The sequence below is a fragment of the Seleniivibrio woodruffii genome (assembly GCF_004339245.1).
Taxonomy (GTDB): Bacteria; Chrysiogenota; Deferribacteres; order Deferribacterales; family Geovibrionaceae; genus Seleniivibrio; species Seleniivibrio woodruffii.
Genome location: NZ_SMGG01000003.1, coordinates 1,140,338 through 1,165,621, shown reverse-complemented (window position 1 = coordinate 1,165,621; position 25,284 = coordinate 1,140,338). Strand labels below are relative to the sequence as shown.

Here is a 25,284-nt window from a genome sequence, read left to right as displayed (position 1 = left end):
TCAGCACTGAACACCGCCCCAGCCCAGTTTCTCACGGATAAGGGCGTAGTAGTTCTTGTCTTTGGGAACGATTATATGTGTGTAGGAACTGGCTTTTTTAACCTTGATGGTCTTTTCGGTATCCAGCTGTCTGTAGACCTGACCGTCGAAGGTTATTGAAACCCGTTCGTTGCGTGTTTTTATACGTATCTCGATCTCGCTGTCGTCCGAGATCACGATGGGTCTGTTTGAAAGCCCCTGCGGGCAGATGGGGGTGATTATCATACTCTCAAGGCCGGGGTGGACTATCGGTCCGCCCGCGGCAAGACTGTAGGCAGTCGAACCTGTGGGCGTGGCCACGATAAGACCGTCCGCTCTGTACTCGTTCACCAAAACTTTATTGATGTATAATGACATTTCTATGATACGGGCTACATCCGACTTGTTTATCACAAGGTCGTTCAGCACGTCTATCTCAAGAACTTTCTCATCGTCCTCAAGCAGATGTGAGTGGAGCTTCATCCTGCGTTCCATTCTGTAGTCTCCGTCCAGAACGGATTTGATAGCAGGAATGGCGTCCGATGCTCTGGTCTCTGTCAGAAAGCCGAGCCTGCCGAGGTTTATCCCCAGAATCGGCGTCTCTTTCATGCCAAGAAGTCTTACTGCGGAGATGAGCGTTCCGTCGCCTCCGAGGACTATTACAAGGTCAGCCTGCTCACGGATCTCGTCGTCGGTGTTGAATTCTCTTTCGCCGAGCGCCTCAGCCGTCCGTTTCGCTTTAAGGATGCGGACTCCGTGTTCGGACAGAAAATGCGTTATCTCCCCCAGAAGGGGGCGCACCCTGTCGCCGTGGGGCTTAGCTATGATAGCAATATTCTTCATACACTACCTTGCGGATGATGCTTTCTGTTTGTTGCGGAACTAATTGAACATTGTACCTAAAATACGCCAGATATTCAATGTTTCCTTTTGCACCCTTAATGGGCGATGCGCAGAGCCCTGCGAGAGCGAAACCGCACCCGCCGCCCCATGTGATTACCTGACTTATCACTCTCTCATGAACGCTTCTGTCGTTCACTATTCCACCCCTGTCGACCTCGTTCCGCTCCGCTTCAAACTGGGGCTTTATGAGGAACACCGCCACGGAATCTTCATGACAGAACTGCACACAGGCGGGAATTATCTTTGAAAGGGAGATGAAGGAAACGTCGCAGACGAAAATGTCGGCTTTAGTATCTATGGTTTCATAGGGGATAGTTCTGAAATTGGTGGCATCGAGCACGGTCACCCGCTCATCTCTGGCGAGTCTGGGGTCGAGCTGCCCTTTGCCCGTGTCCACTGCGAAAACCTCCGCCGCACCGTATTTCAGCGCAACGTCGGTGAATCCGCCTGTGGATGCACCTATATCTATAACTGTTTTATCTTTGAAATCGATCTGAAATTCGTCCGCCGCCTTTTCGAGCTTAAGCCCGCCCCGGCTTGCAAATTTGTTGTGAGCTTTCAGCCTGACCACGCTGTCGGAAGGAACCGTCTGACCCGGCTTGTCTGCACGATGGTCGTTCACAACCACCAGACCCGCCATGATGAGCCTTGCCGCCTCGTCAGTATTCTCAGCCAGATCCAACTGAACCAGAAGACTGTCGATGCGCTCCTTTTTCGGCTTCTGCATCAGATATGTTTTCCGATGTTTTCCAGAATGCTCTCAGCGTCGAGCTGAATGAGCCTGCGCAGACTTTTATGGTCGCCGTGTTCGATGAAGATGTCGGGGATGCCGTGTTTTATGACCTTAACCAGAACTCCATTATCCATAAGGATATCGGCTATCTCGTCACCCGCTCCGCCCTTAACGCTGCCCTCTTCGGCAGTAACAACCAGTTTTGCACCCCTTGCGGCTTCGGCGATCTTTTCGGCGTTCAGCGGCTTAAGGAAACGGATATTGACCAGTTTTGCGGAGATTCCCCTCGCCAGCAGTTCTTTATAAACAGGGTACATCTCTTCGAAGATATGCCCGGCAGAGAACAGAACAACGTCGGTTCCGTCGCCTATTATCTCCGGCTCTCCCATCTCAACGGGGGTAACGGGTATATCGTCATATGCGCCCGCCTCGCCTCTGGCATAGCGGATGGCACAGGGAGTCTGCATTTTTTCGGCTATTCTCAGCATGCTCTCAAGCTCGTGTGCATCCTTGGGGAGCATCACAGCCATGTTGGGCACACAGCGCAGATAGGATATGTCGTATGCGCCGTGGTGGGTGGGGCCGTCTGCTCCAACAAGTCCGCCTCTGTCCAGACAGAGCACAACGGGCAGATTCTGGAGCGCAACGTCATGTATTATCTGGTCATAAGCCCTCTGGGCGAATGTTGAATAGACCGCTACAAAGGGTTTAACGCCGGAAATCGCCATGCCTGCGGCGAATGTCACCGCATGCTGTTCGGCTATCCCTACGTCAAAGACCCTGTCGGGGAATTTTTTCTCAAGAATATTAAGACCTGTGCCGTCCTTCATGGCGGCGCTTACGGCCACCAGTCTGGGGTTAACAGCCGCAAGCTCGGTGAGGGTTTCACCGAAAACATCGGTGTATGACTTTTTACCCGCCAGCTTAACCGACTGTCCGGTGCATTTATCGAATGACGCAACGCCGTGGAACTTTGAAGGGTTGGCCTCAGCAGGTTCAAATCCCTTGCCCTTACGGGTCATAACGTGTACCAGCACGGGGCCGTCCACGTTCTGAGCGTTCTCCAGAGCCTTTGCCACATCCTTTATCCTGTGCCCCTGAACAGGGCCGATATAGCGGAGTCCAAGCTCCTCGAAAAGTATTCCGGGGGTGAAAAAGCCCACCATCCCCTCCTCCATCTTCTTAGCCAGATGGAGTATGCGGTTGCCGAGGGGTTTTGTGGCAAGGTATTCCTGAACGTCCTTGCGCACTCTTGTATAGAATTTACCCGTCATCATGTTCGACAGGTAGTGTGAAAATCCGCCTACATTTGCGCTGATGGACATTTCATTGTCGTTCAGCACCACTATCATGTTCTTGTCCAGATGGCCTAGGTTGTTAAGAGCCTCAAAAGCCATTCCCGCCGTCATTGCGCCGTCGCCGATTACGGAGACTATCTTGCGCTGGCGTCCGGTGATATCGTCCGCAACACGCATCCCCAGTCCTGCGGAGATGGATGTGCTGGTGTGGCCTACACCGAAAGCGTCATATTTTGATTCGGAAGGTTTTATGAACCCTGATATGCCTTTATACTGGCGCAGGGTTGAAAATCTGTCTTTTCTGTCGGTGAGTATCTTGAATGCGTAGGACTGGTGACCCACATCCCACACTATGCGGTCGTGCCCGGGATCGAAGACCTTCAAAAGCCCCAGAGTCAGTTCAACCACACCCAGACTGGGCGCAAGATGGCCGCCTGAAACGGAACAGGTTTCAATGATTACCTTTCTGACATCCTCAGCAACCTCATCAAGCTGTTCATAGCTCAACTCTTTCAGTTCTGCGGGCAGTTTCAGTCTGTCTATCAGAGCCATATATCAGTTTTTTCTCTCGATTATAAATTTAGCTATCTCACGGCAGGGGTCGGCTGTGTTTCCGTAAACGGAGAGCAGTTCCAGCGCTTCCTCAATAAGGAGTTCCGCCTTGCGGTGGGAATCCTCAATGCCGTGCACAGCCGGATATGTGGCTTTGCCGTTGGCAACGTCACTTCCGGCATCCTTGCCCAGTTCCTCCGTTGTGGAGGTAATATCCAGTATGTCGTCGACTATCTGAAACGCCAGACCGATACGCATTCCGTATTCGTAAAGGCGTCTTTTGTCATCTTCCGTGCCGAAACCGAGTATCGCACCCAGCTCACAGCAGTATGCAAGGAGTCTTGATGTCTTGTGTGTGTGGATGAAATCCACCGTTGCGGCATCAAAAAAACCTTTTTCAGCATCCATGTCCGCAACCTGTCCGCCCACCATCCCTTTGTCGCCTGTGGCCGCCGCCAGTTTATAGGCCGCCTCAACCATCTGCTCAGGGGTAATGTCGGGGTTCAGGTTTCTGTCGCACATAACCTCAAAGGCCTTTGTGAGCAGTCCGTCACCCGCAAGGATGGCGGTCGCCTCACCGAAAACCTTATGGTTTGTGGGCTTGCCCCTGCGGAAATCATCGTCGTCCATGGCCGGAAGGTCATCATGGATCAGCGAATAGGTGTGGAGCATCTCCACAGCCGCCGCATAGGGGGTCGCTTTGTCGAAATAGCCTTCGAATATTCCGTATGCCGAATAGACCAGTGCCGGACGGATACGTTTTCCGCCTGCGAAAAGGCTGTATCTCATGGCCTCGTTAAGACCCTTTGTGTGGGGGTCGTGAGGCTGCATGTATTCTTCAAAAAAGTCCTCGACCTTCTGTCCCCAGAAACCGAGGTATCCTTTCATATCAAAGCGGCTCATCGAATGACTCCGTTTTAACTTCGTCGCCCTCGGCTGAGAGCACTTTGCTTACCTTAAGCTCTATGTCGTCAAGCATTTTGCGGCATTCCTTGCCCAGCTTCATGCCCTCCTGAAAAAGCTTCAGGTTCTCTTCGATGTCAACTTCGCCGTTCTCAAGCTTCTCGACGATCTCTTCCAGTTTTTTGAGTTTCTGTTCAAACTTTTCGCCGCTCATCAAAGCACACACATCACTTTTTCAGCGTGACCGTCAACTTTAACATTGCGGAAGGCTTTCTCAAGTTTACCGTTTTCATCTATAACGAATGTTGAGCGGATGATACCCATGACGGGTTTTCCGTACATCTTCTTTTCTCCGTATGCGCCGTATGCCGCCGCAACGCTCCTGTCGGGGTCGCTTAAAAGCAGGATGCCCAAGGAGTGCTTCTCTTTAAAATTAACATGGCTCTTTATGCTGTCGGGGCTGACGCCGACTATCACGGCGTTCTTTCCGCCGAACTCATCCTTCACCTGAGTGAAAGCTATGGCCTCTTTTGTGCAGCCGGATGTGTTGTCTTTGGGATAAAAGTACAGAACCAGCTTTTTGCCTTTAAAGGATTCAAGGGTATATGTCTGCCCGTCGTCGCCTTCCAGACTGAAAGACGGAGCGGCCATTCCCTCTTCAGGAAGTTTCTCAGCCATTTCTATCACCTTTTTTCGCTTTTTTTGCATAGTTTGCCCGCAGCTGACCGCAGGCACCGTCGATGTCGCTTCCCAGACTTTTTCTTATGAAAACGCCCAGTCTGTTATTTATCAGATATTCCTGAAATTTTAAAGCATCTTTTTGGTCGGGTGCTTTAAACTCGGCATCGGAACCGGCATTGTACAATATAAGATTTACTTTAACCTTATCAAGACCTTTAAGCAGCTTTGCAAGATTGTTTGCATCCTCAATACTGTCGTTGAAACCTTTCAGAAGAACGTACTCAATGGTAACGCTTTTCCGCTTGGCTATGGGCAGTTCCCGCAGGGTTTTCATAAGCTCCGCAAGGGGATATTTATTCGAAACCGGCATTATGCCCTTTCGTTTCTCCTGTGTTGCGGCGTTTATGGAAACTGCTATGTTGACAGGGGTTTTAAGCGAGAAAAGTTTTATTATGCTGTCTGTGAGCCCGCAGGTTGAAACGGTTATCTTGCGGTGTGAAAAACCGTAGCCGTTGTCGTCCAGCAGAACTGTCAGCGCATCAAGCACCGTGTCGATGTTGTCCAGCGGTTCTCCCATGCCCATGAAAACAAGGTTGCTGAGCTTTTCGTCCTCTTCGGCCAGTATGTCGTTCAGGCGTTTCACCTGTTTCAGAATCTCGCCCGCAGTGAGGTTTCGTTTAAGCCCCATCGAAGCTGTGGAACAAAAGGCACAGCCCATGCGGCAGCCCACCTGTGATGAGATGCATGCGGTATAGCGTTTGCCGTCGTTCAGGATAACGGATTCGATATGCTCCCCGTCCTCAAGACGGAAAAGCACCTTTATGGAGCCGTCCTGCGCCGACCGCTGGGTGGCAACGATATCCGCAACTGTGAACACGGCGATATCCGCCAGTTTCTGCCTGATTGCATTTGAAAGGTCGGTCATTTCGGCTATGTTTTCACAGCCTCTGTTGTGGATCCATTTATAGATCTGCTCGCCCCTGAATTTTTCAAAACCCTGAGAAACGGCAAAATCTTTAAGACCCGTGAGTGTTTGGGAATCGATATAGAATTTTTCGGTCAATTTTAACTCTTTCAGATAATGTAACGCATTGCGTCGTCGTTTGTGTCGTGTATGTTGAACAGTCTGTTCAGGTTAGTGCTTTTGAACACCTTCATAATGTCTTCGTTAACCGATGTCAGATAAAGGGGTTTGTTCAGATCACGCATGTTTTTGAGTATCTGGATAAGCTCACGCAGGCCGCTGCTGTTCAGATATGTAACCCTTGAGCAGTTTATTATGACGGCGTCGGATGAGTCTATGCTGGATTTGATATGGGTTTTGATCTCGTCACCGTTGTATGAGTCTATCTCATGCATGGGGTAGAGAACTTCAACATTCTTCTCGCCGAAAACAATCGTCTCGCTGTTAAACGCCATACAAAATCCCCCTATCCAAGGAGCTTTCTCTGCTCGACCTGTCTTTTAAAGACATATTTTATTATCCGGTCCCTGTCGGTCTGGGAAATGTCAACAAACCTGACCCCAACCTCAAACTTGCCTTCCATCGAACGGCAGCGCATGACCTGCGCCTTGACCTGATCGACCTTTTCGATGGAACCCAGAAAATATATCTCTATTGTAGCATCTTTTTCAATATGAATGTCTGTAAACATTCTAAGTCCGCCGCCGGACATGTCAACAACCTTACCTTCGAAAAGCTTCTGTGTCCAGACATCGTCAATTTTAACCGTGACCATAACCTTGACGGACAGCCTGGTGTCCACCCTGAAAAATGACCTCAGCTCCTGACGGAAAACGGCATCGGGAAAGGCAATCTTAAGCATCATTCTGGGTTCTTTAACCCTGTCCAGAACGATACTTTTAAAAGAAAACCTGCCCATATCCATAACATATGAAAGGTGAAGTCTGGTGTTCGGAGCCAGCGGAACAGCCCGTCCCTTGTCCGTGGGCATTGATATCATTATCGAATCGCCCGCTTCCATATCCTCTATCCGCGAGTCGAATATGCCCGCATGATCCCCCACTTTCACTTCCACTAATAACTTCTGGTTGATAGTTATATACTTATCAAACTTTACCAGTTTTTCCAATTTAAAAAAACCCCGTTGTATGATATGCGGCGAAGCAAAATACTCCCCCGAAAGGGGAGTATATCACATAATTTCGTAAAAATAAAAATATTCTTGAGAAACAATTATTTCAAGTTTCTGCTGCCGGGTTTATAGGCGGGAGTACCCTCTTTGCACATGGGACACACAGACGGGTCATAGGTTTTCACATCCAGCTGAACCAGAGGGATGAAAGGCTGGTCAAACTCCGCCTTGCCTCCGCTTCTGTCGATAAGGCATGTAACACCGATAACATCGGCCCCCGCATCTATGCAGGCGTTGATGCATTCCTTGGTAGATTTTCCTGTGGTAATAACATCTTCCGCCAGAAGAACCTTTTCACCTTTCGCCAGAGAAAAGCCCCTGCGCAGGGTCATATGTCCGTCCACCCTTTCCGTAAACAGTGTACGCTTTTTCATCTGACGTGCAAGCTCATATCCGAAACGTATGCCGCCTATTGCGGGGCTGACTATTGTGTCAAACTCAACATCTTTAAGTTTGACAACAAGTTCAGCTATAACAGCATCAACCTTGTCCGGATACTGCATTATGAGTTCCGATTGAAGAAATTTATCGGAATGGAGTCCTGAGGAAAGGAGAAAATGTCCCTCTAACAGTGCATTGTGTTTTTTGTACAGTTCAAGTACCTGATCAGCGTTCAATTAATTGCCTCCAATATGCTTAGTGCAGCCTGCATAGGATCTTTCGCCTGAGTGACAGGCCTGCCAATAACTATATAATCAGTCCCCATGGCCTTTGCGTCCTGAGGGGTTACAACTCTTTTCTGATCGTCAACGGATGCGTCCAGAGGTCTTATTCCGGGTGTAACGGTTATGAAATCCCTGCCCAGAGTCTCTTTTATGAAGGGAGTCTCCTGAGCGGAGGACACAACACCGTCAAGCCCGCTCTTTTTTGCCAGTGAGGCGAGGTGCAGAACGTAATCACGGCTGGAATTGAACCCGAGATTCATGGATTTCAAATAATTGTCATCGAGGCTGGTGAGAAGTGTCACACCGATGAGAAGGGGTTTTCTGACACCCGCTTTTTCGCAGTGTGCAGCGACCTTTTCAGCAACGGTGGCCATCATGTCACCGCCGCCCTGAGTGTGCATGTTCACCATGTCCGTTTCATACTGGAGCGAAGCCAGCACAGCGGACACAACAGTGTTTGAAATATCGTGAAATTTCAGATCGAGAAAGATTTTCTTATCTTTCTTCTTAAGGTACTCAATAATGCTTCTGCCGTCTGCTACAAACAGCTCCAGTCCTACCTTATACCATGTGACGGCATCCTGCGTCATGTCTACTATCTTCTTAGCGGAATCCGCCCTGTCGAAGTCAAGGGCAACTATCATTTCTGGTTTCATCTTTTATCCTCTTGCAGACTGTAGCATATTTCAGATATTTTTCAAGCACCTGTTGACAGATTTGTCTAATAATATAAGATTGTTTAACGAAAGTTCATTTTCAGGAGAAACCTTTAATTGAGAAACGGTTACACCACAGGAACAACAGCCTGTGCCGCTACGGCGGCATCATGCGTCTTTAAATTGTCAAACCGCATTATAGAAATAGCCGATATATCCCTGCCAAACGGAACCATAGCTCATATTCCGGTGTTCAGAGATATAGACGGTTTCTATGCTGTCAAAGACGGCGGCGACGACATCGACGCCACCCACGGAATGAAAATTTATGCCGACTGCACAATAAACGACAGCGGCAAAATCGATATAAAGGGCGGTCAGGGAATAGGAATAGTCACCAGAAAGGGACTTCAGGTGGATGTCGGCCTGCACGCAATAAACCCCGCTCCCGAAAAGATGATAAAGGAGAACCTGTCGAAACTTCTGGGAGAAAAGGGGGCAGATGTCACCATTTACGCTCCCGATGGCGAACGGATAGCAAAAGAGACCTTCAATGAAAAAGTCGGGGTGGTGGGCGGCATCTCCATAATCGGAACAACTGGAATCGTCACTCCCATGAGCGTTGAAGCAATTATAGAGACCATAAAATGCGAAATAGACGTTGCGGCGGCAGAGGGCAGAGACACCGTATGCCTCACGCCCGGCAAGATAGGCGAAAAGCATTTTTCGGAAAATTTCCGGTCTGTTCCTGTGATACTGATGAGCAACTACGCATACGAAGCCTTTGAGTACGCAAAATTCAAAGGTTTTGACAGAATATACGTTGCGGGACACCCCGCAAAGCTCTGCAAAATTCTGATGGGGTACTACAACACCCACTCAAAGAGATCGCCCATGGCAACGGACTGGCTGGCGGAGCGGCTGGAACTCAACGAAAAATTCAACACCGTCGAGGAGATACTCACCTCCTCCGATGCCGATCTGTCGTTCATAGCGGCGGAACTGGCGGAAAAGATAGAAAAAGACTACGGTTTCAGGCACGTTTCTGTTATCTTCTATGACATGAGCGGGAGGAAAAAGGGTGAAAGACTCTGAAATCACAATAATCTCCGTGGGGCCGGGGGCGCATGACCTCATAACCCTGCGCGGACATAAGGCCATAGAGGATCAGGAGATGATCATCGGCATGAAGGATGCTGTGGAAACCTTTGCGAAACATAAGGAGCACTATATCCCCGCTAACATGAAGACCGACTGTGTGAACTTCATAAAAGACTGCCCGAAAAGCAGGATAGGCGTTCTTGTGTCAGGTGACGCAGGTTTTTTCAGCCTTGCCAGATTCGTTACTGCTGCTTTTGAAAACGTGACAATAATTCCCGGTGTCAGCTCCGTCTGCGCAGGATTCGCACTGCTAAAAAAGCAGTGGTTCGGCTACAGATTCATGTCCGTTCACGGCAGAGAACTTTTTGATGAATGTCCGGAAGTTTCAACGGTTATCCTCTGCGATGAGGTGAATAACCCCTCTGCAATAGCCGCAAAATTTCCCCAGATAGAGGAAAAATTCAATATTTTCGTACTGAGCGATATCAGCCTGCCCTCCGAAGGGGTTTTCGCTGGCATAAGCGATTATAAAAAAACATCCAGAATGATAATAGTTCTGGAGGAGAAAACGGCATGAAGGTATATTTTATCGGCGCAGGACCGGGGGATGCGGAGCTTATCACGGTTAAGGGCGCAAGACTCATAGGCGAATGCCCCGTTGTGATATACGCCGGAAGCCTTGTTAATCCCGATATCCTGAAATATGCCTCAAATGATGCCGAAATATACGATTCAGCCCCTCTGAATCTGGATGAAATAGTTGAAATAATCAAAAAAGCACATAAAGAGAATAAAAACGTTGCACGTGTGCACACAGGCGATCCCGCACTCTACGGAGCCACCGGCGAGCAGATTGCAGAGCTGGACAAACTGGGCATAGAATACGAAACAGTGCCCGGAGTGACCAGCATGGCGGCATCGGCGGCGGCGGCGAACATTGAACTGACCATGCCAGAGATCTCCCAGACGGTGATAATCACCCGCACCCCCGGCAGGACACCCATGCCCGAAGAGCTTTCGGCCATCGCCAAAGTCGGCGGAACGATAGCCTTCTTTCTGTCCGCAGGACAGGGGCAGTTCATCGCCGATACCCTGACGGCAAACGGCTGGAGCGGAGAAACTCCCGTTGTTCTGGTTTACAGAGCCAGCTGGGCAGATCAGAAGATAGCCCGATGTCTGCTTAAAGACCTCGAAAAGACCCTGAAAGAGAACGGAATGACCAAGCAGACAATGATTCTGGCGGGAAGAGCAGTCGGCGGCACGCCGGAGACCTATTCAAAGCTATATGACAGGGCATTCAGCCATGAATACAGGTAGACTGGCGGTCATCGCCGTCACCGATAAGGGAGCAGTTCAGGCAAAATATATTGCCGACAGACTCAGAGCAGAGCTTTATCTCTCTGAAAAAATTTCAGGCTATGACTCTATAAAATATTCATCAATAAAAGAATGTTTTGAAAAATTATTTCAGGAGTATGACGGCATAGTGGCCGTTATGGCACAGGGAATAGTGACCCGTGTCACAGCCCCGCTCCTTGAAAGCAAATACAAAGACCCCGCCGTGGTGGTCTGCGATGAGGTGGGCAGATATGCCATCAGCGCAGTATCGGGCCACGAAGGCGGCGCAAACAGACTGGCTCACAGAGTGGCATCCATCACAGGAGCCGTACCCGTCATAACCACGGCAACAGAGGCAAACAAGCTGTATATTGCTGGTGTCGGATGCAGAAAAGACACGAAAAAGGAACAGATAATCTCTGCGCTGACACAGGCTTGCGCTGATGCAAAAATCGACATTGCACAGCTCAGGCTTATAGCTTCCGCATGGGTGAAGGAGAACGAACAGGGGCTGATCGATGCGGCGGACGAGCTTGGTATATATCTCCGCTTCCTGCCTGAGCATCTATTCACCTACTGCCCTTATGAAGTCGAGGAAACGGCTGCGGCAAGGCACATCGGAGTAAAAGCAGTTGCAGAGCCATGTGCACTTATGGCCGGATTTAATACAACTTTGGTACTTAAAAAAACTATATATGAAAGTGTTACGGTAGCAATTTCAAAGGAAATGACCGGATTTCTTTCGGAGTGATGATGGGAAAGGTTATTCTTACGGGCATAGGTCCCGGAAGCAAAGAGATGATGACGGCTCAGGCAAGATTCGCAATTGAGAACTGCACGGCCGTTTGCGGCTATGACAAATACGTTGAGCAGGTGGCGGACATTATTCCCGCAGGAACGCCCGTTTTCACCAGCGGAATGAAGGGCGAAGTTGAACGGGCGGAGACAGCTGTTCAGTTCGCAAAGGACGGACACGACGTATGCCTCATATGCGGCGGCGACCCGTCGCTCTACTCCCTGGCTTCGCTGGTGTATCAGCTGGCGGACGGCAAGGTCGATATAGAGGTTATCGCAGGGGTGACAGCGGCAATGGCGGCCTCATCACTTCTGGGTGCGCCCATTGCGGATGATCTGGCCATAATCTCCATGTCGGACCTTCTGACCCCGTGGGAAGTAATTAAAAAACGCATAGATGCCGTTAACGCCGGAGACTTTGTCACGGCCATATACAACCCCAAAAGCATGAAACGCACTCAGCAGATTGAGTATGCGCTCAACACCTTCATGCAGTCACGGGGAGACCTTATCACAGGAACCGTCAGAGACGCTTTCCGTGAAAACCAGTCGGTGAAAATATCCGCCATTTCCAACTTCGACTACGACTTTGTGGGAATGACCTCGATTGTCATTGTGGGATGCAGGAAAACAATACTGATAGACGGCAAAATGGTAACCCCCAGAGGATATCCGGTCTGATGAAAATTCTGGTACTTGGCGGCACATCTGACAGCCGTGAATATATAAAAAAACTCGACTGCGATTATATCGTCACTGTGGCCACCGAATACGGGTTCGAATCCTTTTCAAAGGATTTCCCCACTGTTCAAATCAGATTTGACGAACTCAGCCTGACCGCCTTCATAAAAGAGCACGGGATAACCGCAATAGCCGACACCACCCACCCTTTCGCAAAGAACATAACCGCACTGGCTGTGGAAACGGCGGAAAAGCTGGGCATTGAATACATAAACGCAATGCGCAACCCGAAACTGGATTCGGACTACGAAGGCATCATCGTTGTGGAAACCTATGAAGAGGCGGCGGCGAAGGCCGCAGAGTTCAGCTCGGTTCTGCTCACCATCGGCTCGAACCGCATAGACGCTTTTAAGGAAATAATCAGCAGATGCACCGTCCGCATCCTGCCGTTTGAAAAGTCCATACAGAAATGCAGGGAAGCGGGGGCGGAATATAGACAGATAATCGCAATGCAGGGACCCTTTTCGGAGGAGTTCAATACAGCTCTGATGAAAGAGATAAGGGCTGATGCGCTGGTGACCAAGCTGTCGGGTGATTCCGGCGGTTTGCAGGAAAAGATAGACGCATGCGAAAAAACAAAAGCCGCATGCATTGTGATTACAGGCGGCTGATTATTATCGTAAACTGAGACCCTTCGGCTGTCGCCTCAGGGTGACTGAAATTTCACGTCTTTGCGAGGAAGCCAGTGATGGAGATCAGTTTTTCAGAAAATTGATATTCTTACCTATTTTCTTCATCATCCCTTCGCTTTTGAGAGGTTTCGACATTTTCGTGATGATGTCCGAAAGCAGAACCTCTGCACTGACAGCTTCTTTTTTGCCGTCAATCTTCGAACGCTCGGCTATCTCAGCCGACCACAGCACCTCGCCTGTTTCAATGCGCAGGAGTTTTGCAACAAGCTGAGCCTCGGAAAGCAGAATGCTGTCGCCACGCTCTATCTGTCTGTATTTGATAAGTTTTCCGGTGAGAACGCTGTCTGCGCCCATAGCCTGAAGTCTCTTCTTGGTCTGTTCGTCCAGAAGTCCCGTGCCGGAGGCTTTCTGCTGAAATCCCACTTCGGTGATTATTTTGTCGATATCGTTTCTGTCCATGATGTTAAAGAGCTGTCCGTCAACAAGCTCAGCGGTGAACTTGTCGGCAATTATGGCTGTGTTGTAGTGAACGTCGACGTTTTTGTCGAATCCTATCACGGCAACACGGGTTACGGTTGCTTTGCTGAACTTGGGCGAAACGTTTGCTTTTTCTATGTCAACAAGGATTGCGGATGTGCAGGAAGAGAGAAGAACGCACAGAAGCGTGAGCAATAAAAACCTTTTCATGAAGAACCTCCGATTGTGTATTTTATTGCAGGATTAATGAACGGTCAACCCTTTTAGGGATATTAATGCTTGTCGCCGAGGGTTTGAGTGAGTTTCAGGAGCTTGCGGCGAAGCAGATTCTTTTTCTTCATGATATTGGTGTTTTCAGAACCGTTTATCTCCAGAAGTTTCAGCCTGTCGCATATCTCTTTAATTCTGTCTGCGGCCTCGGAGTTGTTAATGGCAATTTCAACCTGCCGGGACACAGCGAGAATGTCGTGATCGTTTGCTGTACGCACGGTATCTTTATCCAGCGAGAAGAAGAACTCGCTCATTTTGTAAAATGCACTGAGCCTGTTGAGCAGGGCTATCTTGTCCTCAACTACCAGGCTGTGTCTGTCGGGTGGAATCTGTGACATAACGCTCCAAAAACATAGTTCAGCCGTGCGTTTTCCCTGTGGGGAGAACACCCGTAATAACTAATCGTCCTTTTTGCGTCGAATTTAAGGAATTATTTCGTGCGGCTGTAATTTTTTATTGCTTTGGTGGGGCAGACGTCAACACAGACGCCGCACACGTTGCATACAGCAGGGTCTATCTTCGCTAAGAAACTGTCCACATCTATAGCGCCGACAGGGCATTTTTTCTCGCACATCTTACAGCCGATGCACCCGACACTGCAAGCCTTTTTAACTTCAGGCCCTTTGTCTTTCGACATGCAGGAGACCACAACGGGTCTGTCTTCGGAGATGAGGACTATAAGATTTCTGGGGCATGCCTTTACGCAGAGCCCGCAGGAACAGCACTTCTCCTCGTTGACAACGGGTATGCCGTCATTTCCCATGTGCATGGCGTCAAAACCGCAGGCTTTGACACAGCTGCCCTCGCCCACACATCCGTAGGTGCAGAGCTTGTTTCCGCCGGAGAGCAGAACTATGCTGTGGCAGTCTCTGGGGCCGTAGTAATTGTATTTTTCAACTGCACTGTCGCAGTTGCCCATGCATCTGACCCTTGCAACCTTCTTAATGGTGCTGTCAGCTGTGAGTCCAAGGTATTCAGCAATCTGCTGAACCATCTCTCTGCTGCAAACAGGGCATGCATTCACAGGTGCTTTGCCGTTGACGATGGCTTCCGCCAGTGCGCCGCATCCAGGAAATCCGCATCCGCCGCAGTTAGCAGCCGGAAGCATCCCGTTCACGGTCTCAATGCGCTCGTCCTTCTGAACGTGGAACTTTTTCGAGGCGTACATCAGCCCCAGTCCCGCAACGAATCCTGTCACCGCCATTGTCATAACTGCCGCTATCATATCACTTCACCAGCCCTGAAAAGCCCATGAAACCGAGGGCAAGGATCCCCGCAGTTATGAAAGCGATGGGCAGTCCGCGGAAGTAGTAGGGAATATCCGAAAGCTCAATCCTCTCCCTGATTCCTGCGAACAGCACCAGAGCCAGAGTGAAGCCCAGAGCCGAACCCACAGTGAAGACCAGCATATGGATAAAGTCGAATCCGGACTGAATGTTTATGATGGCCGCACCGAGAATGGCGCAGTTGGTGGTTATCAGCGGGAGGTATATTCCAAGGCTCTGATAGAGGTCTGGGGATGATTTTTCGATGACCATTTCCACAAACTGAACCAGAGCGGCGATTACGAGGATGAAAACTATTGTCTGGAGGAAACCGACATTGAATCTGTCCAGCACCGTGTACTGGATTATCCATGTTATCGAGCCGGACACCGCCATTACGAACGTCACCGCAAGCCCCATCCCCACGGCTGTCTCAACCTTTTTTGAGACCCCGAAGAAGGGACATATGCCGAGGAATCTTGCCAGAACAAAGTTATTTACAAGAACAGCGCTGACGAACAGAAGAAAAAGGCTCATTGTATGCCCCCTCTGTTGATTCGTCTGCGCTCTTCAACATAGTTATTGAAAGCCATAAGGAATCCAAGGACGATAAACGCTCCCGGCGGGAGTATCATGAGTATCGAGGGGCTGAAAGAAGCCCCGAAAAGATCAAGCCCCAGCCATGAGCCGTTGCCCAGCACCTCCCGCACACTGCCCAGAACGAACAGGGTGAGCGTGAAACCAAGCCCTGAGCCTATTCCGTCCAGAAGTGAATCAAATACGCCGTTCTTTGATGCAAAGCTCTCCGCCCTGCCCAGAACAATGCAGTTTACCACTATCAGCGGAATGAAAAGCCCAAGGATCTTGTGCAGGTCGTGCACAAAAGCATTCATAGCGAGATCTATGACCGTAACAAAGGTTGCGATGATAACCACATAAGCGGGTATGCGAACCTTTGCGGGGATAATGTTTTTAACCAGAGATACGGCAACGTTTGACCCCATCAGAACGCACATTGTGGCCAGTCCCATTGCTATGCCGTTTATTGCGGAGGTCGTCACTGCCAGAGTCGGGCAGAGACCCAGAACCTGCTTCATTACAGGGTTGTTCTTAAAAATGCCTTCGGTAAGAATTGAAAGTTTCACTTCGCACCCCCGTCAGCTTTCTTAACCAGTGCCAGAGCGTTCACAACCGCCTCGCACACGGCTCTGGGCGATATTGTTGCTCCGCTGAAGCCGTCAATATCCCCTCCGTCCTTCTTAACGGATATTTTCGAGTCGGCGCTCATGCCCTTAAAGCTGCTGCGCCACTCCTCATTCTCTATCTTGTTGCCGAGACCGGGTGTCTCAGCATGGCTGATTATCTCTATTCCCAGTATCTTGCCGTCTGTACCGACACCCACCAGGACCTTTATGTTGCCTGAATATCCCTTGGCCGATACGCTCTCAACCGCATAGCCGAAAACCTGTCCGCCCTTTTTACCAATATAAAGTTTATTACCGTTAACTGTCAGAATATCCCTGTCCGGTTCGTTGTCGAACCCCGGCAGAACGGACGTCAGTCCTCTCAGAAAATCCTGCCTTTCCGCCTCGGCTATCCTGTCCTTTGTGGCGATGTTCATCCCCGCAAGGATAAGTGCCGCCAGAGCGGATATAACCGTCAGCACCACCACCATTTTCAGCGAATTGCTCATTTCTTCACCTCGCCGAAAGAGAGGGGTCGCATGTATTTATCAAGCAGGGGCACAAATGCGTTCATGATGAGTATCGCAAAACCCGTGCCCTCCGGATAGCTTCCGTATATCCTGATTATCCCCGTGATAAGCCCGCAGCCGATGCCGAAGACTATCTGCGCACGCTTTATGACGGGGGAAGTGACGTAGTCCGTTGCCATGAAGAATGCCGCCAGCATAACGCCGCCGCTTATGATATGCATGAACGGATCCACTGTTCGGGCAGGGTTCACCGCCCAGACTATTCCTGTGAAAAGGAAAAGCGAACCGATAAACGATACAGGTATATGCCAGCTGATGACCTTGCGGTTCATCATGAAAAGTCCGCCGATGAGAACGAATATCGCTCCGTCGCCGCCCATACAGCCGCTGACGTTTCCGATGAGCTGATCGGTATAGCTCGCCAGATTTGCAGTGACCACATGCCCTTTCGCCAGAAGGTCTGACTTCATTGTGCCAAGTGGCGTTGCGGAACTGACTGTGTCGAAAAGAAAACCTCTGATGATGGGCGTGGGCTGGATCCACGCAGTCATTTCAACAGGCCATGCGATGAGCAGGAAGATCCTTGCCACCAGAGCTGGGTTGAAGGGATTCTGCCCCAGTCCGCCGTAAACCTGTTTTGATATTATGATGGCAACGAACGAACCCACAAGCATTATCCACCACGGAGCGGCGGCGGGCATGTTCATGGCCAGAAGAAGACCTGTAAGAAGTGCCGAATTGTCCTTCAGCGAGCAGGGACGACCTGAAATTTTGTTAAAAAGAAGTTCGAATCCGATGCAGAAAAGTGAAGTGAGCACATAGCCCTTAATGGCATAAAAACCGTAGTACCAGACAGAGTTGGCTATTATGGGAAGCATGGCGATGATAACGGTGAGCATCACCTTGTCGGTTGTTTCGGGGTTTCTGTCGTGGGGTGAAAAGGTCACCAGAAATTTTCTGTCAGGCATTCTTCGCCCCCCTCTCCTTTATCATCTGCATTATGTGACGTTTTGATGTCTTGAAGCCGCCCACAAGGGTTCTGCGTGAGGGGCAGACATATGAACAGCAGCCGCATTCTATGCAGTTGAGCACATGGTGCTCCTCCAGAGCCTCATACATCTCCTTTTTAACGAACCTGTCCATTATGGAAGGAACAAGGAGCATGGGGCATGCATCGACGCATCTGCCGCAGCGGATGCAGGGATATTTTGTGAGATTGGGCATATCCTCTTCACGGTAAACGACTATTCCGCTTGTTCCCTTCATGACGGGGGTTTCAACGGATGTCACCGCCATGCCCATCATGGGGCCGCCCATCACCATTTTTTTCGGAATGCCGACAAACCCGCCGCAGGCTTCCACCAGCGTCAGGATGGGGGTTCCAACCCGGACACGGAGGTTTTTGGGGTTAACCACTGCGCCCGTAACGGTCACTATCCGCTCATAAAGCGGCTTTCTCTCGGTGTATGCCTCGTAAACGGCGGCGGCAGTGCCGACGTTGTGCACTATCACGCCAACCTCAACGGGGAGCTTGCCCTCGGGCACAACCCTGTTCAGACAGGCCTTTATAAGCTGTTTCTCGCCGCCCTGCGGATATTTAACATACAGCGGGACAAGCTCGAAACCGTATTCTTTCTCATATTTTCTGAACAGCTTGATGGCATCAGGCTTGTTCTTCTCAATTGCGATTATAAGATTTTTTATCCTGAGTTTTTCTTTGATAAGGACAGCGCCTTTGATGATTTTCATGGTCTCTTCAAGCATCATGCGGTGGTCGCATGTGAGGTAGGGTTCGCATTCCGCCCCGTTTATGAGCAGCGAGTCCACCTCTTTAGGCGGCGACAGCTTCACATGCGTCGGAAAGGTCGCTCCGCCCATGCCTGTTATACCCGCCCGTTGGACTATCTGCTGAAAAGTCCCTTCGTCGGATATGGGCACGAACTCGTCATTGGTTTCGTCCGCCTCAATGACTATCCCCTCCATGCGTCCGGCCATGGGGTGAACAACATGGGATATGGACACCACTTTACCGTTCACAGGGCTGTGCAGGCATGCGCTGATGAACCCGCCCGCCTCTGCGATCAGCTCTCCGGTCTTCACCTGCTGGTTTTTAGAAACGACCGGTTTCGCAGGCGCACCGATATGCTGGGACAGTGGAAGATAATATTTATCACCGGGTTTTACAGGCAGAGTTTCGACGGGTTTCTCCATTGTCAGGGACTTGTTGTAGTCCGGGTGTACTCCGCCCTTAAATCCGAAAAAAGGCATCAGAATTTCCCCTTCTCGTATTTCACCAGAAGAACCTTTTTCTCATAGAGCATTTCATCGGCCAGCGGGTCGCTGTAGCCTGTTTCATATATGACCTTCTCAATTCCGGCGTTGCATATCATCTTCGCGCAGATGGAGCAGGGCTTTGTGTTGGTGTAGATCACCGAACCCTTAATGCTTATTCCGTGGTAGGCAGCCTGAATGATGGCGTTCTGCTCGGCATGAAGGCCTCTGCATATCTCATGGCGTTCGCCGGAGGGAACGTTCAGCTTCTCACGCAGACATCCTGTCTGTGCGCAGTGTGCAATTCCGCTGGGCACGCCGTTGTAGCCTGTTGCCAGAATATGGTGGTCTTTAACGATAACTGCGCCCACCTGTCTGCGAAGGCAGGTCGAACGCTGCTTCACCAGATTGGTCATTTCTATGAAATATTCGTCCCATGAGGGTCTTTCGGGTTTGTTCATGTCAGCACCAGCTGTCTTTTGCGAGTTCTTCTATCTTGTCTATGCGCTTCTGGTGGCGGCCGCCCTCAAACTCGGTGGTGAGGAACAGATCGACCATATCAGCCGCCCTTTCGATGGTGGTGATACGTCCGCCCAGAGCCATTATGTTTGCGTTGTTGTGCATGCGGCACATCTTCGCCGTGTAGGTGTCGAAACAGAGTGCACAGCGGATGCCTTTGAATTTGTTTGCGGAGATTGAAATGCCTATCCCCGAACCGCACATTATGATTGCGCAGTCGGCACGGTTTTCAAGAACGGCATGAGCCGCCGCCGCACCATAGTCGGGATAGTCAACAGATGTCTCGGAATCTGTTCCGAGATCCACGACCTCATAGCCTTTGGATGTGAGATAGTTTTTTACTTCGGCCTTAAGACCGAATCCGCCATGGTCGGATGCAAGAGCTACTCTTTTCATTCTGTCCTCTGAATATCCGTTTAAACCCATGACAAAACAGGCAAAAGCATACAGCCTCACCAATCGTCAAAGGAATCAAACAGGAGTTTTATTTTGCCAGATACCTGTCACAAATAACCCTCTGAAACGCACTGTATCAGATTTTACAATATAAGGGAAGCCCCTATTTGAAAAGCCTATGCGTTTCTTGGGATAGCGAGCATCTTCTCAATGCAGGTCACCGCTTTCCTAGCCGTCTCCGCATCGACCTTAACAACGTTGCCCATATTGAGCAGGCAGTCATAAACGTCTTGCAGAGAAGTCTTTTTCATATTTTTACAGGTGAATCCCTCATATGCGAAGAGAAAGGTTTTTTCGGGATTTTCAAGCCTGAGCCTGTAACCCACGCCGGTTTCAGTAGCAATTATAAATTTCTGAGCAGGGCTCTCCTTGCAATAGGAGTATATACCCGATGTGGAGCAGACGTGGTCTGCAATATCCACCACAGAAGGGGGGCACTCGGGGTGCGCCACTACTACTGCGTCGGGGTGCTCACGCTTAAGCTGCTGAATCTCCGGAACCGTTACTCTGTTGTGTATAGGACAGAAGCCGGGATAGAGGATTATCTCTTTATCGGTGAACCTCTGAACGTAGTGTCCGAGGTTTTTGTCCGGAACGAAAAGAATCCTGTCCGCCTGAATGCTCTTGATAACATTCACGGCATTGCCCGAAGTGCAGCAGAGGTCTGACTGCGCTTTAACTTCGGCTGTGGAGTTCACATAGCAGACGGTGACGGCGCCGGGATGCTGAGCTTTGAACTCGGCAAGCTTTTCGCCTGTTATCATGTCCGCCATGGGGCATCCGGCATCCATGCGGGGCAGAAGGACAGTCTTTTCCGGTGCGAGCATGCTGGCTGTTTCGGCCATGAAATGCACGCCGCAGAAAACAATGACCTTGTTGGTGGTTTTTGCCGCCTCAATGGAAAGTCCGAGAGAATCTCCGGCTATATCCGCAATTTCCTGAATCTCGTCGGGTTGATAATTATGGGCAAGGATAACGGCATCCCGTTCCTTCGCAAGCCTTTTAATTTCCGCTTTCAAGTCCATATCAATCTCCCGATGTTAAGCATATTTTTGAGTAGTTAGTAACCTTACGGTCGCTTCCGTATTCGAAAAACAATGCATTAAACAATATTTTACCCTTCTTTTCAACTTCAAATTTTCTGGGCATGCCCGTCAGAAACCTTTCTATGGGCGCATATTTTTCCATTCCTATGACGGAATTGAGACTGCCGCACATTCCGGTGTCGGTCAGGTACAGCGTGCCTTTGGGGAGCAGACGTTCATCATTGGTCTGCACATGGGTGTGCGTCCCTGTGACAGCCCCCGCCCTTCCGTCGGCATACAGCCCGAAAGCCGCTTTTTCGCTGGTGGCCTCGGCGTGGAAGTCCACGAAAACGAACCCCTCCGCCTCCTCCATTATCCTGTCGAACCTGCGGAAAGGACAGTCGGAAAGCCCCATGAAAACCCTGCCTATGAGGTTTACGCAGGTAAACTTCTCACCGTTCTTCTCAATGGTGATGTATCCCCTGCCCGGCACTCCCTCCGGCATGTTTGCGGGACGGATGAGCCTGTCCATCTTTTTGATGGCGGACTCTGTCTCCTTGTTGTCCCAGACATGGTTTCCGGTGGTGAAGATGTCTATCTCATATTTGAGCAGTTCCTCATAGACAATATAGGAAATGCCGAATCCTCCGGAAGAGTTTTCGGCATTAGCTATGATAATATCAGGTTTATATTCAGCACGGACAGCCGGCAGAAAGGTCTGTACGGCCTTCCTGCCTGTGCGTCCTATTATGTCTCCGATGTGGAGGATTCTCACTTTGCGTAACCGACCGCTCTGGACTCACGGATAACGGTGACTTTGATCTGTCCCGGATATGTGAGTTCGTCTTCGATCTGCTTGGAGATATCTTTTGAAAGGGTGACGAGTCTTTCGTCGTTCACTCTTTCGGGTTCAACGATGATTCTGACCTCACGTCCGGCCTGAATAGCGTAGGATTTGCTTACGCCGTCAAAACCGCTGGCGATGGTCTCAAGGTTCTCAAGACGCTTGATGTAGCTCTCAAGAACTTCACGTCTGGCACCGGGGCGTGATGCGGAGATTGCGTCGGCCGCCTGAACCAGAACAGCCTCGATACACTTGAACTCCTCTTCGCCGTGGTGAGATGCGATTGCGTTGATGACTCTCCAGTCCTCTTTGTGCTTCTTGGCAACTTCAACACCGATCTGGGTGTGTGAGCCTTCAGCCTCATAGTCGATGGCTTTACCGATGTCGTGGAGAAGTCCCGCACGCTTGGCAACCTTTTCGTTGAGACCGAGTTCAGCCGCCATAAGACCTGTTATCTTGGCAACCTCTATTGAGTGACCGAGAACGTTCTGACCGTAGGAAGTTCTGTATTTCAGCCTGCCCAGCAGTCTGGTGATGTCCTTGCTTACGTTGTGGAGACCGAGGTTGAACAGTGCTTCCTCGCCCACTTCAAGAACGTGTTTCTCAAGTTCCTCTTTCGCTTTGTTGTAGATCTCCTCGATTCTGGCGGGGTGGATACGTCCGTCAGACACGAGCCTTTCCAGAGTCATCTTTGCGATCTCTCTGCGGAAGGGGTCGTAGGAGGAGAGGATAACCGCTTCGGGCGTATCGTCAACGATTATGTCAACGCCTGTAACGCTTTCAAACGTGCGGATGTTACGTCCTTCACGTCCGATGATGCGGCCTTTCATCTCGTCTGAGGGCAGGGCCACAACCGTAACGGTGATCTCCGAAATATATTCGGGTGCGCAGCGCTGAATTGCTGTGGAGATGATGCTTCTTGCCTTTTTGTCGGCCTCGGCTTTCGTCTCCTCTTCCAGCTCACGCAGTGTTCTTGCGGCTTCCAGCTTAGCATCGTCCACCATCTGGGCAACGAGCATCTGCTTGGCCTCTTCGCTGGTCATGTTGGCTATCTTCTCTGTTTCGAAGATAATGTTCTGCTTCATCTCGTTGATGCGCTCTTTCGTCGCCTCTATCTCTTTCAGACGCTTGTCGTATTCAGCATCCTTCTGAGCCAGAGACTCCTCTTTCTTCTCAAGGGATTCCATCTTTTTGTCAACCGCCTCTTCCTTCTGGATGATGCGTTTCTCCTGAGCTTTCAGGTCGTTGCGTTTCTCACGCACTTCTCTTTCAATCTCAGCCTTTCCCTTGTTAACGATATCTTTTGCTTCGAGCTTCGACTCCTTAACGATGTCGTCGCTCTCTCTTTTTGCTTTGCTGATAATATCTTCAGCGGTTTTGTTCAGTTTCAGGTTTTCTGCGTCGTTTCTTTTTTTCTGCCAGAACATTCCAAGGAATGCTCCGATAACAGCTCCGGCAACTACCAGAAGGTAATAAACTATACCCATTAGCTGTTCCTCCTATATGTATTCTTTTCGGTGACAAGCACATCGCACGGAATGTCGTGCGGCTCGGCGTCAATGGCGTCAAATATCTGACACTCGAATGCCAGCCCCACGGCAAGGCGAATCGTGCCCGCCCCAAGGAGCCTGTCGTAGTAGCCCTTGCCCCAGCCGACCCTGTTCAGCCGCCTGTCAAAGGCGACCCCGGGAACTGCGGCAACGTCTATAAAGTCATAATCAGCGCATTCGGCAGGCTCTGAAATTCCGTATGCGCCGCAGATAAGGCTGTTTTCACCTTTATAAAGCCCAAGCTCTATACCGCCCCCTCGGATCCGGGGCAGATAAACCGCCTTGTTCATGCCGTTTAAGGCATTAATGATCTTCGCCGTACCGACCTCGTTTTTAAAATCGGCATAAAGAAGAAAACTTTCAAATTCCGAGAACTCCGCCAGAAACCGCTCCGCAATCTTCAAGGAAGCCACTTCTGCATATTCGGGGTCAAGCTGCTGTCTGCGGAAAATAGCCTCACTTCTCGCTTTTGCTTTTTCCATAGTCTTTGACTCCCAGATGGAGTTTTTTCAGCCGTTCAGCTATTTTGCTTTCAAATCCCGCATCGGAAGGGGAATAGAAAACCTTTTCCGATGCTCCGTATTCCTGTTTAACAAACCCGCCGAAATCAAATGGATACATATACCCCTGACCGTTGGTTCTCAGAGGTTCGGGAACAGCCGGCGTGTTCTCCTCCAGATACTTTTTCACCGCCCACATGGAGTTATAGCTGCGGTTGCTCTTGGGGCATCCCGCCAGAAACGTCACCACATGTGCGAGGATTATATCCCCTTCGGGTCTGCCCACCGCCATGAAGTTTTCATAGGCCGCATGAGCAAACGTTACAGCATCGGGGTATGCGTTGCCGATATCCTCCGATGCGCTGATGAGCAGTCTGCGGAAGATGGCCTCCGGCTCCATGCCGCTTCGAAGGAGCGAAAACGCCCAGAGAAGCGCAGAGTCGGGGTCGGTTCCCCTTATGCTCTTGATCATCGCCGAGAGCATGTTGTAGTGCTCGTCGGTATTATATCTTCCGGATGCTGTGTGTTCCGCCGCCTGCTTAACATTCAGATGCAGGTCGTCGCCCACAAACTTTCCGCCCACTGCGGACAGCTCCAGAAGGCTATAAAAACGTCGTCCGTCACCGTCTGATGCCTGAACAAGCCTGTCAAAATCCTCATCGGATATGACGACATCGACGGCATTATACCGCTTTTTGAAATACACACATGCCTTTGCGAACATAAGCGCAAAGTCCTCATGGTTAAGTCTTTGCAGTTCAAAAACAAAACTGCGCGACCTCAGAGGGTGTATAAGACTGTGATAGGGGTTTTCTGTGGAAGCTCCGATAAGCTTGGCTTTGCCGGAATCTATAAGGTTGAGCAGAAGCACCTGCTGAGATTTGTTGAACCTGTGCAGTTCATCCACAAACACCAGCATGGTTCCCTGTGTTCCCGCAGACTCCATAACCTGCTTGATTTCCGACGCACCCGCCGTGGCTGCGTGGAGACTGACAAACGGCATCTGAAGATAGTTCCCGATTATTTCGGCCAAGGTGGTCTTGCCTGTTCCGGGCGGCCCGATGAGTATCACCGAGTCGAACCCGCCGCTTTCTGCCATCTTTCGAAATACGGAATCTGTACCCAACAGATGTTTCTGTCCGGCTATATCGTCAAAGACCTTAGGTCTTAACTCTTCCAGTATTCTCATTTATATAAAAACCCCTAACGGGCGGTTAAACG

The 25,284-nt window shown here is 50.2% G+C and carries 32 protein-coding genes; 6 read left to right on the top strand and 26 right to left on the bottom strand.

Features of this window, described 5'->3' with window-relative positions; genetic code table 11:
- The 11 genes from C8D98_RS05545 to pyrF form a co-directional block, all read right to left on the bottom strand.
- On the bottom strand, positions 1-861 hold the full coding sequence (locus tag C8D98_RS05545; RefSeq protein WP_132872778.1) for an NAD(+)/NADH kinase: 861 nt from the start codon (positions 859-861) through the stop codon (positions 1-3).
- Positions 836-1,648: a TlyA family RNA methyltransferase gene (locus tag C8D98_RS05540; RefSeq protein WP_132872776.1), complete on the bottom strand. Its 813-nt coding sequence runs from the start codon at positions 1,646-1,648 to the stop codon at positions 836-838. The genes C8D98_RS05545 and C8D98_RS05540 overlap by 26 nt, the downstream gene beginning before the upstream one ends.
- Positions 1,648-3,504, bottom strand: a complete 1,857-nt coding sequence (gene dxs / locus C8D98_RS05535; protein ID WP_132872774.1) for a 1-deoxy-D-xylulose-5-phosphate synthase — start codon at positions 3,502-3,504, stop codon at positions 1,648-1,650. Before dxs ends, C8D98_RS05540 begins: the two co-directional genes overlap by 1 nt.
- 3 nt (positions 3,505-3,507) lie before the next feature.
- Positions 3,508-4,407: a polyprenyl synthetase family protein gene (locus tag C8D98_RS05530; protein WP_132872772.1), complete on the bottom strand. Its 900-nt coding sequence runs from the start codon at positions 4,405-4,407 to the stop codon at positions 3,508-3,510.
- Entirely contained in the window at positions 4,394-4,621 is a 228-nt protein-coding gene (gene xseB / locus C8D98_RS05525) for an exodeoxyribonuclease VII small subunit (protein ID WP_132872770.1), read from the bottom strand. Before xseB ends, C8D98_RS05530 begins: the two co-directional genes overlap by 14 nt.
- Positions 4,621-5,085 (bottom strand): peroxiredoxin, encoded by a 465-nt coding sequence (locus C8D98_RS05520; protein ID WP_132872768.1) that lies wholly within the window; start codon positions 5,083-5,085, stop codon positions 4,621-4,623. Before C8D98_RS05520 ends, xseB begins: the two co-directional genes overlap by 1 nt.
- The gene (gene rlmN / locus C8D98_RS05515; protein WP_132872766.1) at positions 5,078-6,151 is read right to left on the bottom strand and encodes a dual-specificity RNA methyltransferase RlmN; all 1,074 of its coding nucleotides are present in this window, start codon (positions 6,149-6,151) and stop codon (positions 5,078-5,080) included. The genes C8D98_RS05520 and rlmN overlap by 8 nt, the downstream gene beginning before the upstream one ends.
- Before the next feature lie 11 nt (positions 6,152-6,162).
- A complete protein-coding gene (locus tag C8D98_RS05510; RefSeq protein WP_132872764.1) occupies positions 6,163-6,507 on the bottom strand; it encodes an STAS domain-containing protein in 345 nt (114 codons plus the stop codon).
- An 11-nt stretch (positions 6,508-6,518) separates the two neighbouring features.
- Entirely contained in the window at positions 6,519-7,181 is a 663-nt protein-coding gene (locus C8D98_RS05505) for a flagellar brake protein (protein WP_132872763.1), read from the bottom strand.
- 104 nt (positions 7,182-7,285) lie between these two features.
- Positions 7,286-7,861 (bottom strand): orotate phosphoribosyltransferase, encoded by a 576-nt coding sequence (pyrE, locus tag C8D98_RS05500; protein WP_132872761.1) that lies wholly within the window; start codon positions 7,859-7,861, stop codon positions 7,286-7,288.
- A complete protein-coding gene (pyrF, locus tag C8D98_RS05495) occupies positions 7,858-8,565 on the bottom strand; it encodes an orotidine-5'-phosphate decarboxylase (protein WP_132872759.1) in 708 nt (235 codons plus the stop codon). Before pyrF ends, pyrE begins: the two co-directional genes overlap by 4 nt.
- Positions 8,566-8,682: 117 nt before the next feature.
- On the opposite strand from pyrF, the gene cbiD reads away from it, so the two are divergent.
- The 6 genes from cbiD to cobK are packed head-to-tail and all read left to right on the top strand — an operon-like array spanning position 8,683 to position 13,151.
- The gene (cbiD, locus tag C8D98_RS05490; protein WP_132872757.1) at positions 8,683-9,660 is read left to right on the top strand and encodes a cobalt-precorrin-5B (C(1))-methyltransferase CbiD; all 978 of its coding nucleotides are present in this window, start codon (positions 8,683-8,685) and stop codon (positions 9,658-9,660) included.
- On the top strand, positions 9,647-10,243 hold the full coding sequence (cbiE, locus tag C8D98_RS05485; RefSeq protein ID WP_132872755.1) for a precorrin-6y C5,15-methyltransferase (decarboxylating) subunit CbiE: 597 nt from the start codon (positions 9,647-9,649) through the stop codon (positions 10,241-10,243). The genes cbiD and cbiE overlap by 14 nt, the downstream gene beginning before the upstream one ends.
- Positions 10,240-10,983: a precorrin-4 C(11)-methyltransferase gene (cobM, locus tag C8D98_RS05480; protein WP_132872753.1), complete on the top strand. Its 744-nt coding sequence runs from the start codon at positions 10,240-10,242 to the stop codon at positions 10,981-10,983. The genes cbiE and cobM overlap by 4 nt, the downstream gene beginning before the upstream one ends.
- Positions 10,970-11,755 carry a cobalt-precorrin 5A hydrolase gene (locus tag C8D98_RS05475; RefSeq protein ID WP_132872751.1) on the top strand — a complete coding sequence of 262 codons (786 nt, stop codon included), beginning with the start codon at positions 10,970-10,972 and terminating at the stop codon, positions 11,753-11,755. Before cobM ends, C8D98_RS05475 begins: the two co-directional genes overlap by 14 nt.
- Positions 11,756-11,757: 2 nt before the next feature.
- A complete protein-coding gene (cobJ, locus tag C8D98_RS05470; protein ID WP_132872749.1) occupies positions 11,758-12,480 on the top strand; it encodes a precorrin-3B C(17)-methyltransferase in 723 nt (240 codons plus the stop codon).
- Positions 12,480-13,151 carry a precorrin-6A reductase gene (cobK, locus tag C8D98_RS05465; protein WP_132872747.1) on the top strand — a complete coding sequence of 224 codons (672 nt, stop codon included), beginning with the start codon at positions 12,480-12,482 and terminating at the stop codon, positions 13,149-13,151. The genes cobJ and cobK overlap by 1 nt, the downstream gene beginning before the upstream one ends.
- An 84-nt stretch (positions 13,152-13,235) precedes the next feature.
- Here the strand turns inward: cobK and C8D98_RS05460 are convergent, their stop codons facing one another.
- The 15 genes from C8D98_RS05460 to C8D98_RS05390 form a co-directional block, all read right to left on the bottom strand.
- Positions 13,236-13,859 carry a CsgG/HfaB family protein gene (locus tag C8D98_RS05460; protein WP_132872745.1) on the bottom strand — a complete coding sequence of 208 codons (624 nt, stop codon included), beginning with the start codon at positions 13,857-13,859 and terminating at the stop codon, positions 13,236-13,238.
- 62 nt (positions 13,860-13,921) lie between these two features.
- Positions 13,922-14,257: a hypothetical protein gene (locus tag C8D98_RS05455; RefSeq protein ID WP_132872743.1), complete on the bottom strand. Its 336-nt coding sequence runs from the start codon at positions 14,255-14,257 to the stop codon at positions 13,922-13,924.
- Between the two features lie 92 nt (positions 14,258-14,349).
- Entirely contained in the window at positions 14,350-15,144 is a 795-nt protein-coding gene (locus C8D98_RS05450) for an RnfABCDGE type electron transport complex subunit B (protein WP_132872741.1), read from the bottom strand.
- 1 nt (position 15,145) lies between these two features.
- Positions 15,146-15,721, bottom strand: coding sequence for an electron transport complex subunit RsxA (gene rsxA, locus C8D98_RS05445; protein ID WP_132872739.1), 576 nt, complete (start codon positions 15,719-15,721; stop codon positions 15,146-15,148).
- Positions 15,718-16,329 (bottom strand): electron transport complex subunit RsxE, encoded by a 612-nt coding sequence (gene rsxE, locus C8D98_RS05440; protein ID WP_132872737.1) that lies wholly within the window; start codon positions 16,327-16,329, stop codon positions 15,718-15,720. The genes rsxA and rsxE overlap by 4 nt, the downstream gene beginning before the upstream one ends.
- Entirely contained in the window at positions 16,326-16,877 is a 552-nt protein-coding gene (locus tag C8D98_RS05435) for an RnfABCDGE type electron transport complex subunit G (RefSeq protein ID WP_132872735.1), read from the bottom strand. Before C8D98_RS05435 ends, rsxE begins: the two co-directional genes overlap by 4 nt.
- Complete coding sequence (locus tag C8D98_RS05430) at positions 16,874-17,866, bottom strand: RnfABCDGE type electron transport complex subunit D (protein ID WP_132872733.1); 993 nt, start codon at positions 17,864-17,866, stop codon at positions 16,874-16,876. The genes C8D98_RS05435 and C8D98_RS05430 overlap by 4 nt, the downstream gene beginning before the upstream one ends.
- Positions 17,859-19,166: an electron transport complex subunit RsxC gene (gene rsxC / locus C8D98_RS05425; RefSeq protein ID WP_132872731.1), complete on the bottom strand. Its 1,308-nt coding sequence runs from the start codon at positions 19,164-19,166 to the stop codon at positions 17,859-17,861. The genes C8D98_RS05430 and rsxC overlap by 8 nt, the downstream gene beginning before the upstream one ends.
- Positions 19,166-19,630: a deoxycytidylate deaminase gene (locus C8D98_RS05420; RefSeq protein WP_132872729.1), complete on the bottom strand. Its 465-nt coding sequence runs from the start codon at positions 19,628-19,630 to the stop codon at positions 19,166-19,168. Before C8D98_RS05420 ends, rsxC begins: the two co-directional genes overlap by 1 nt.
- A 1-nt stretch (position 19,631) precedes the next feature.
- A complete protein-coding gene (gene rpiB, locus C8D98_RS05415) occupies positions 19,632-20,084 on the bottom strand; it encodes a ribose 5-phosphate isomerase B (RefSeq protein WP_132872727.1) in 453 nt (150 codons plus the stop codon).
- A 176-nt stretch (positions 20,085-20,260) separates the two neighbouring features.
- Positions 20,261-21,169 (bottom strand): quinolinate synthase NadA, encoded by a 909-nt coding sequence (nadA, locus tag C8D98_RS05410; RefSeq protein WP_132872725.1) that lies wholly within the window; start codon positions 21,167-21,169, stop codon positions 20,261-20,263.
- A 1-nt stretch (position 21,170) separates the two neighbouring features.
- Positions 21,171-21,944 carry a TIGR00282 family metallophosphoesterase gene (locus tag C8D98_RS05405; protein WP_132872723.1) on the bottom strand — a complete coding sequence of 258 codons (774 nt, stop codon included), beginning with the start codon at positions 21,942-21,944 and terminating at the stop codon, positions 21,171-21,173.
- Positions 21,941-23,500 carry a ribonuclease Y gene (rny, locus tag C8D98_RS05400; RefSeq protein ID WP_132872722.1) on the bottom strand — a complete coding sequence of 520 codons (1,560 nt, stop codon included), beginning with the start codon at positions 23,498-23,500 and terminating at the stop codon, positions 21,941-21,943. Before rny ends, C8D98_RS05405 begins: the two co-directional genes overlap by 4 nt.
- Positions 23,500-24,045, bottom strand: coding sequence for a 5-formyltetrahydrofolate cyclo-ligase (locus tag C8D98_RS05395; protein ID WP_132872720.1), 546 nt, complete (start codon positions 24,043-24,045; stop codon positions 23,500-23,502). The genes rny and C8D98_RS05395 overlap by 1 nt, the downstream gene beginning before the upstream one ends.
- The gene (locus C8D98_RS05390) at positions 24,020-25,252 is read right to left on the bottom strand and encodes an AAA family ATPase (protein ID WP_132872718.1); all 1,233 of its coding nucleotides are present in this window, start codon (positions 25,250-25,252) and stop codon (positions 24,020-24,022) included. The genes C8D98_RS05395 and C8D98_RS05390 overlap by 26 nt, the downstream gene beginning before the upstream one ends.
- Positions 25,253-25,284 lie beyond the last annotated feature (32 nt).